6 protein-coding genes are annotated in these 5,991 nt (G+C 69.1%); 1 reads left to right on the forward strand and 5 read right to left on the reverse strand.

Going from position 1 to position 5,991, the window contains the following annotated elements; genetic code table 11:
* The 4 genes from AOK09_RS39485 to chvE form a co-directional block, all read right to left on the reverse strand.
* Window positions 1-321, reverse strand: a 321-nt coding sequence (locus AOK09_RS39485; protein WP_157876055.1) for an aldehyde dehydrogenase family protein, incomplete at its 3' end; no start/stop codon positions are given.
* A gap of 177 nt (window positions 322-498) precedes the next feature.
* Entirely contained in the window at window positions 499-1,740 is a 1,242-nt protein-coding gene (gene mmsB, locus AOK09_RS27370; protein WP_245687504.1) for a multiple monosaccharide ABC transporter permease, read from the reverse strand.
* Window positions 1,741-1,742: 2 nt separating this feature from the next.
* Window positions 1,743-3,284 carry a multiple monosaccharide ABC transporter ATP-binding protein gene (gene mmsA, locus AOK09_RS27375; RefSeq protein WP_055589921.1) on the reverse strand — a complete coding sequence of 514 codons (1,542 nt, stop codon included), beginning with the start codon at window positions 3,282-3,284 and terminating at the stop codon, window positions 1,743-1,745.
* Window positions 3,277-4,386: a multiple monosaccharide ABC transporter substrate-binding protein gene (gene chvE, locus AOK09_RS27380; RefSeq protein ID WP_055589922.1), complete on the reverse strand. Its 1,110-nt coding sequence runs from the start codon at window positions 4,384-4,386 to the stop codon at window positions 3,277-3,279. Before chvE ends, mmsA begins: the two co-directional genes overlap by 8 nt.
* Before the next feature lie 482 nt (window positions 4,387-4,868).
* Here chvE and AOK09_RS27385 point away from each other — a divergent pair, with 482 nt between their 5' ends.
* Complete coding sequence (locus AOK09_RS27385; protein ID WP_055589923.1) at window positions 4,869-5,363, forward strand: DUF3145 domain-containing protein; 495 nt, start codon at window positions 4,869-4,871, stop codon at window positions 5,361-5,363.
* A gap of 133 nt (window positions 5,364-5,496) precedes the next feature.
* On the opposite strand, the gene AOK09_RS27390 is transcribed toward AOK09_RS27385, so the two are convergent.
* The coding region (locus AOK09_RS27390) for a class F sortase (RefSeq protein ID WP_157876056.1) at window positions 5,497-5,991 on the reverse strand (495 nt) is incomplete at its 5' end.

A 5,991-nucleotide genomic window follows, 5' to 3' on the forward strand; every position in this document is an offset into this window, starting at 1 on the left:
GGCGGGGTCGGCGGGGGTCTCGATCAGGTCGAGGTAGGCTCCGGCGGCGGCCTGGTCGGCGAGCAGCCGCAGCTGGCCGGTGGTGCGGGCCACCTCCCCGGTGAGCCGTGCCTCGCCGAGGGAGGTCTCGGCGTCGGCGAGCTTCACCAGTTCGGCGGAGTGGGCGTCCAGGGTGTCCGCGGCCGCGCGCAGCAGCCCGGCCCGCTCCGCCAGGGAGAGCGCGGCCAGCAGGGGGGCGGCCGCGGCTGCCGCCGCGCCGGCTGCGGCGACGTCGACAGCGGTGGCCTCGTGGATGTCGGTGGGGGGCTGAGCGGTCGCCATGACGGGTCTCTCACTCCGTTCAGAATTTTGGACTTCGTTCACGCTAGTGACCAGGTCGCCACCGGTCAACGTCGTCCCGGAGGCCGGGACCGCGCGGCACCCCCGCGTCCCGAGCCGGCGGGCCGGGGAGCGTACGACGGTACGCTCCCCGGCCCGCCGTGCACGGCCCCGGACCTCTCAGCTGCCCACCCGGCGTTTGTTCCAGACGTCGAAGCCCACCGCGGCCAGCAGCACCAGCCCCTTGATGACCTGCTGGTAGTCGGTGCCGATGCCCACCAGCGACATGCCGTTGTTGAGCACACCCAGCACCAGGCCGCCGATCAGCGCACCCAGCACGGTGCCCACGCCGCCGCTGGCCGAGGCTCCGCCGATGAACGCCGCCGCGATGGCCTCCAGCTCGAAGTTGATGCCCGCGTTGGGGGTCCCCGCGTTCAGCCGGGCCGCGTACACCAGACCGCCCAGTGCCGCCAGGACTCCCATGTTGACGAAGACCAGGAACACCACCCGCCGGCTCTTCACCCCCGACAGCCGCGCCGCCGCCTGGTTGCCGCCCACCGCGTAGGCGTGCCGCCCCACCACGGTCGTCCGCATCACATAGCCGTAGGCGATCAGCAGGGCGCCCAGCACCAGCAGCACCACCGGGAACCCGTGGTAGCTGGCGAGCAGCAGGGTGAAGACCGCGATGCCCGCCGTGATCGCCGCGCACTTGGCCAGGAACCATCCGGTGGGCAGGGAGTCGAAGCCGTACCGCACCGCCAGCCGCCGGTCGCGCACCTCCTGCCAGACCGCCAGCGCGGCCACCGCCAGGCCGATCAGCAGCGTCAGGTTGTGGTAGTCGGTGTTGGGCCCGACCTCCGGCAGGAAGCCGGTGCTGATCTGCTGGAACCCCTTGGGGAAGGGGGCGATGGACTGGCCCTGGAGCAGGATCTGGGTGCCACCGCGGAAGAGCAGCATCCCGGCCAGGGTGACGATGAACGAGGGGATGCCCACATAGGCGATCCAGAACCCCTGCCACGCCCCGATCGCAGCCCCGACCAGCAGCGAGACCACCAGCGCCACCGGCCACGGCACCGAGTGCTTCACCGTCATCACGGCCGCGGCGGCCCCGACGAGGGCCGCCAGTGAGCCCACCGAGAGGTCGATGTGGCCGGTGATGATGACGATCACCATGCCGATGGCCAGGATCAGGATGTAGCTGTTCTGCTGGACCAGGTTGGTGACGTTCAGCGGCTTCAGCAGGATGCCGCCCGTCCAGATCTGGAACAGCACCACGATCAGCGCCAGCGCGACCAGCATCCCGTACTGCCGGACGTTGCTGCGCACCGCCTGCCGCAGGATCTCCCCGGTGCCGCGGCCGCGGGACGCGGGCCCGCCGGGGTCGGGCCGCGACTCTGCGGCCCCGGTCTTGACCATGTCCATCGCTACTCGTTCCTGTCCATCGTCATGTGCCGCATCAGCAGTTCCTGTGTGGCCTCGGCGCGGCCGACCTCGCCGGTGAGACGGCCCTGGCTCATGGTGTAGATGCGGTCGCACATCCCCAGCAGCTCGGGCAGCTCGGAGGAGATCAGCAGCACGGCCTTGCCCGCGTCGGCCAGGGAATTGATCACCGTGTAGATCTCGTACTTGGCACCGACGTCGATGCCGCGGGTGGGCTCGTCCAGGATCAGCACGTCCGGATCCGCGTGGATCCACTTGCTGAGCACGACCTTCTGCTGGTTGCCGCCGCTGAGCCGGCCGACGGTCTCCAGCACCGAGGGCGCCTTGATGTTCATGGAGCGCCGGAACCCCTCGGCGACCAGGGCCTCCTCGCGGGCGTCGACCCGGCCGCGTCTGCTGACCTTGCCCAGGGCGGCCAGCGAGATGTTGCGGCTGATGTCGTCGATGAGGTTGAGCCCGTACTGCTTTCGGTCCTCGGTGACATACGCGATGCCGTGCCCGACCGCCTCCGGGACGGTCCGGGTGCGGATCTCCCGCCCGTCCTTGAAGACCTGCCCGGAGACGCCCCGCCCGTAGGAGCGGCCGAAGACGCTCATCGCCAGCTCGGTGCGGCCGGCGCCCATCAGCCCGGCGATGCCGACGATCTCGCCCCGCCGCACCTTCAGCGAGACCCGGTCCACCACCTTGCGCTCCTGGTCGATGGGGTGGTGGACGGTCCAGTCGCGGACCTCGAAGACGGTCTCGCCGATGTCGGGAGTCCGCTCGGGGAAGCGGTGGTCCAGGTCGCGGCCGACCATGCCGCGGATGATCCGCTCCTCGGTGACCTCGCCGCCGTCCATGGCCAGGGTCTCGATGGTGCGGCCGTCGCGCAGGATGGTGATGGAGTCGGCGACCCGGGAGATCTCACCCAGCTTGTGCGAGATGATGATCGAGGCGATGCCCTGCGCCTTCAGCTCCAGGATGAGGTCCAGCAGCTTGCGGCTGTCCTCGTCGTTGAGCGCGGCGGTGGGCTCGTCCAGGATCAGCAGCCGGACCTTCTTGGAGAGCGCCTTGGCGATCTCCACCAGCTGCTGCTTGCCCACCCCGATGTCGGCGACCCGGGTGTGCGGGTTCTCCGTGAGCCCCACCCGGTCCAGCAGCCTCCTGGCGTGGGCGATGGTCTCGTTCCAGCTGATGATCCCGCCACGGGCGTGCTCATTGCCCAGGAAGATGTTCTCCGCGATGGACAGATAGGGGATCAGGGCCAGTTCCTGATGGATGATCACGATCCCCAGGTCCTCGCTGGCCCGGATGTCCCGGAAGGTGCAGGGGCTGCCCTGGAAGCGGATCTCCCCCTGGTAGCTGCCGTGCGGATGGACCCCGCTGACCACCTTCATCAGGGTGGACTTCCCGGCGCCGTTCTCGCCGCAGACCGCGTGGATCTCGCCCTCGCGTACCGACAGCGAGACCTCCGAGAGCGCCCTGACCCCGGGGAAGGACTTGCTGATCGACCGCAGCTCCAGGAGGGGCCGCCCGGTCTCAGCCACCGAGCTGCGCCGCGGTGTAGTAGCCGCCGTCGACCAGCACCTTCTTGTAGTTGGCCTTGTCGACGCTGACCGGCTGCAGCAGGTACGCGGGGACCACCTTGACCCCGTTGTTGTACTGCTTGCTGTCGTTGACCTCCGGGGTGCCCCCGGTGAGCAGCGCGTTGGCCATCTGCACCGCGACCTTGGCCAGCTGGCGGGTGTCCTTGTAGACGGTCTGGGTCTGCTCGCCGGCGATGATGGACTTCACCGACGCCAGCTCCGCGTCCTGCCCGGTGACCACGGGCAGCGGCTTGCCGGGCGTGCCGTAGCCGACGCCCTTGAGCGCGGAGAGGACGCCGATGGAGATGCCGTCGTACGGCGAGAGCACCGCGTCCACCCGACCGCTGGTGTAGGACTTGCTGAGCAGGTTGTCCATCCGGGACTGGGCCACCCCGCCGTCCCAGCGCAGGGTCGCGGCCTGGTCGAACTTGGTCTGACCGCTCTTCACCACCAGCTTGCCGGAGTCCAGGTACGGCTTCAGCACGCTCATGGCGCCGTTGAAGAAGAAGCCGGAGTTGTTGTCGTCCGGGGACCCGCCGAAGAGTTCCAGGTTGAAGGGGCCCTTGCCGTTCTTGAGCCCGAGCCGGTCGACGATGTAGCTGCCCTGGAGCACACCCACCTTGAAGTTGTCGAAGGTGGCGTAGTAGTCGACGTGGGAGGTGCCGCGGATCAGGCGGTCGTAGGAGATGACCCGGATACCGGCGTCGGCGGCCTTCTGCAGCACATCGGTGAGCGCGGAGCCGTCGATGGCGGCGATCACCAGGACCCGGTCGCCCTTGGTGATCATGTTCTCGATCTGCGAGACCTGGTTCTCCACCACGTTGTCGCCGTACTGGAGATCGGTCTTGTAGCCCAGGGCCTGAAACTGCTTCACCATGTTGTCCCCGTCGGCGATCCAGCGCTCCGAGGACTTGGTCGGCATCGCGATGCCGATGGTGGCGCCCTTGCCACCGCCCGATGTGGAGGCGGCGGGCTTGGCGCCCGACTCGCTCTGGCCACAGGCGGCGAGAGCCAGCAGTGCGACAGCGCCAAGGGCGATACGGCCGAGATGGATGGTGCGCATGGGGCGCCCTCCTGGGAGATGTTCGAAATATCGGCACACGTTCGAAATCTGGTGTGGACCGTAGTGATCTGCTGGAGGCATGTCAACGGATCTGTCAGGACCAGATCCTGACAATCCGTCGGTGACCCGTTCGGGGGAGGGTGTGCACATCTGTGCTGTCGCCTTCCTCGGGAGGAGGATTCAGGCCGGTTCGGACCGACAGGCGCCCATGGCGCGCCGCCCCGCGATAACGTTTCCTCCGGGATGGTCGTCCCTGGTGGCTTGTTGACGGTGTGTAGAACGTGGCCATCATGTGATCGCACAGGGTGACAATCCGTCCGGTTTGGTGGGTTTAGTGAGCGGATAGCGTTTACTGAAAGTCACGCCGGGTAGTGGTGCAGTAGTGACAGTTGATGCAGAATGACGGGTGTGGGACAGGAATCACGGGTACGAGCACGAGGCCGCTGGGGAAGGCGCCCCTCGTCCACAGCCTGGAGGTCCCGGTGACGACACGTGGAGTTCTGTACGTCCACTCCGCGCCGCGCGCGCTGTGCCCGCACGTCGAGTGGGCGGTCGCGGGCGTGCTCGGTGTGCGCGTCAACCTTGACTGGATCCGCCAGCCCGCCGCCCCCGGCACCTGGCGCGCCGAGTTCTCCTGGCAGGGAGAGCCCGGCACCGCGTCACGGCTGGCGTCCGCGCTGCGCGGCTGGCACCTGCTGCGCTTCGAGGTCACCGCGGAACCCTGCACGGCCGCCGAGGGCGAGCGCTACAGCTCCACCCCCGACCTCGGCATCTTTCACGCCGTCACCGGCATCCACGGCGACATCCTGATCCCCGAGGACCGCCTGCGGGCCGCCATGGCCCGCGCGCGCAAGGGGGAGAGCGACCTGGAGGCGGAGATCTCCCGGCTGCTCGGCAAGCCCTGGGACGACGAGCTGGAACCCTTCCGCTACGCGGGCGAAGGCGCCCCCGTCCGCTGGCTGCATCAGGTCGTCTGAGCCCGGCCTCCTCCGGGCCAGGCTCCGGCCCCGCCGCAGCCTGGATCCGCCGCAGTGGACCGCCCCCGGCAGAGCAGGTTCGCCGGGGGCGGTTCCGTGTCCGGACGGGCCTGTCCCGCGTCGTGGAGCGCGCTCAGGGCCGGCGGTACGAGTCCAGATGCGCGAAGACGACCACATTGGCCGTGTAGTCGCGCTTCTTGTGGTCGTAGGCGCCGCCGCAGGTGATCAGGCGCAGCTGGGCCGACGGTGTGTCGGCGTAGACCCGCTCGTCCGGGAAGTCGTTCTTGCGGAAGACCGCGATCGAGTCCACCTTGAAGACGGCGGTGGAGCCGTCGGCCCGGATGACCTCGGCCTTCTGGCCCTTCTTCATCGCCCCCAGCCCCCAGAAGACCGCCGGGCCCAGCTTGGTGTCCACATGCCCGAGCACCAGGGAGGTGCCGCGTTCCCCGGGAGTGGCCCCGCCGCCGTACCAGCCGACCAGATTGCTGTCGGTGTTGGGCGGCGGTTGCAGGACCCCGTCCTTGTTGAGGGCGAGCCGGGTGAAGGGGGCGCTGACACCGATGGCGGGGATGGTCAGCCGGATCGGCGCCGAGGCGGGCATGGCCGGGCCCTGCGGTGCGGGGAGGTC

The organism is Peterkaempfera griseoplana, from assembly GCF_001418575.1.
Lineage (GTDB): Bacteria > Actinomycetota > Actinomycetes > Streptomycetales > Streptomycetaceae > Peterkaempfera > Peterkaempfera griseoplana.

What these genes read in the sequence shown, in the direction of transcription:
- mmsB (WP_245687504.1), bottom strand. Translation starts at nt 1,740, where the DNA reads ATGGACATGGTCAAGACCGGGGCCGCAGAGTCGCGGCCCGACCCCGGC.
- chvE (WP_055589922.1), bottom strand. Translation starts at nt 4,386, where the DNA reads ATGCGCACCATCCATCTCGGCCGTATCGCCCTTGGCGCTGTCGCACTG.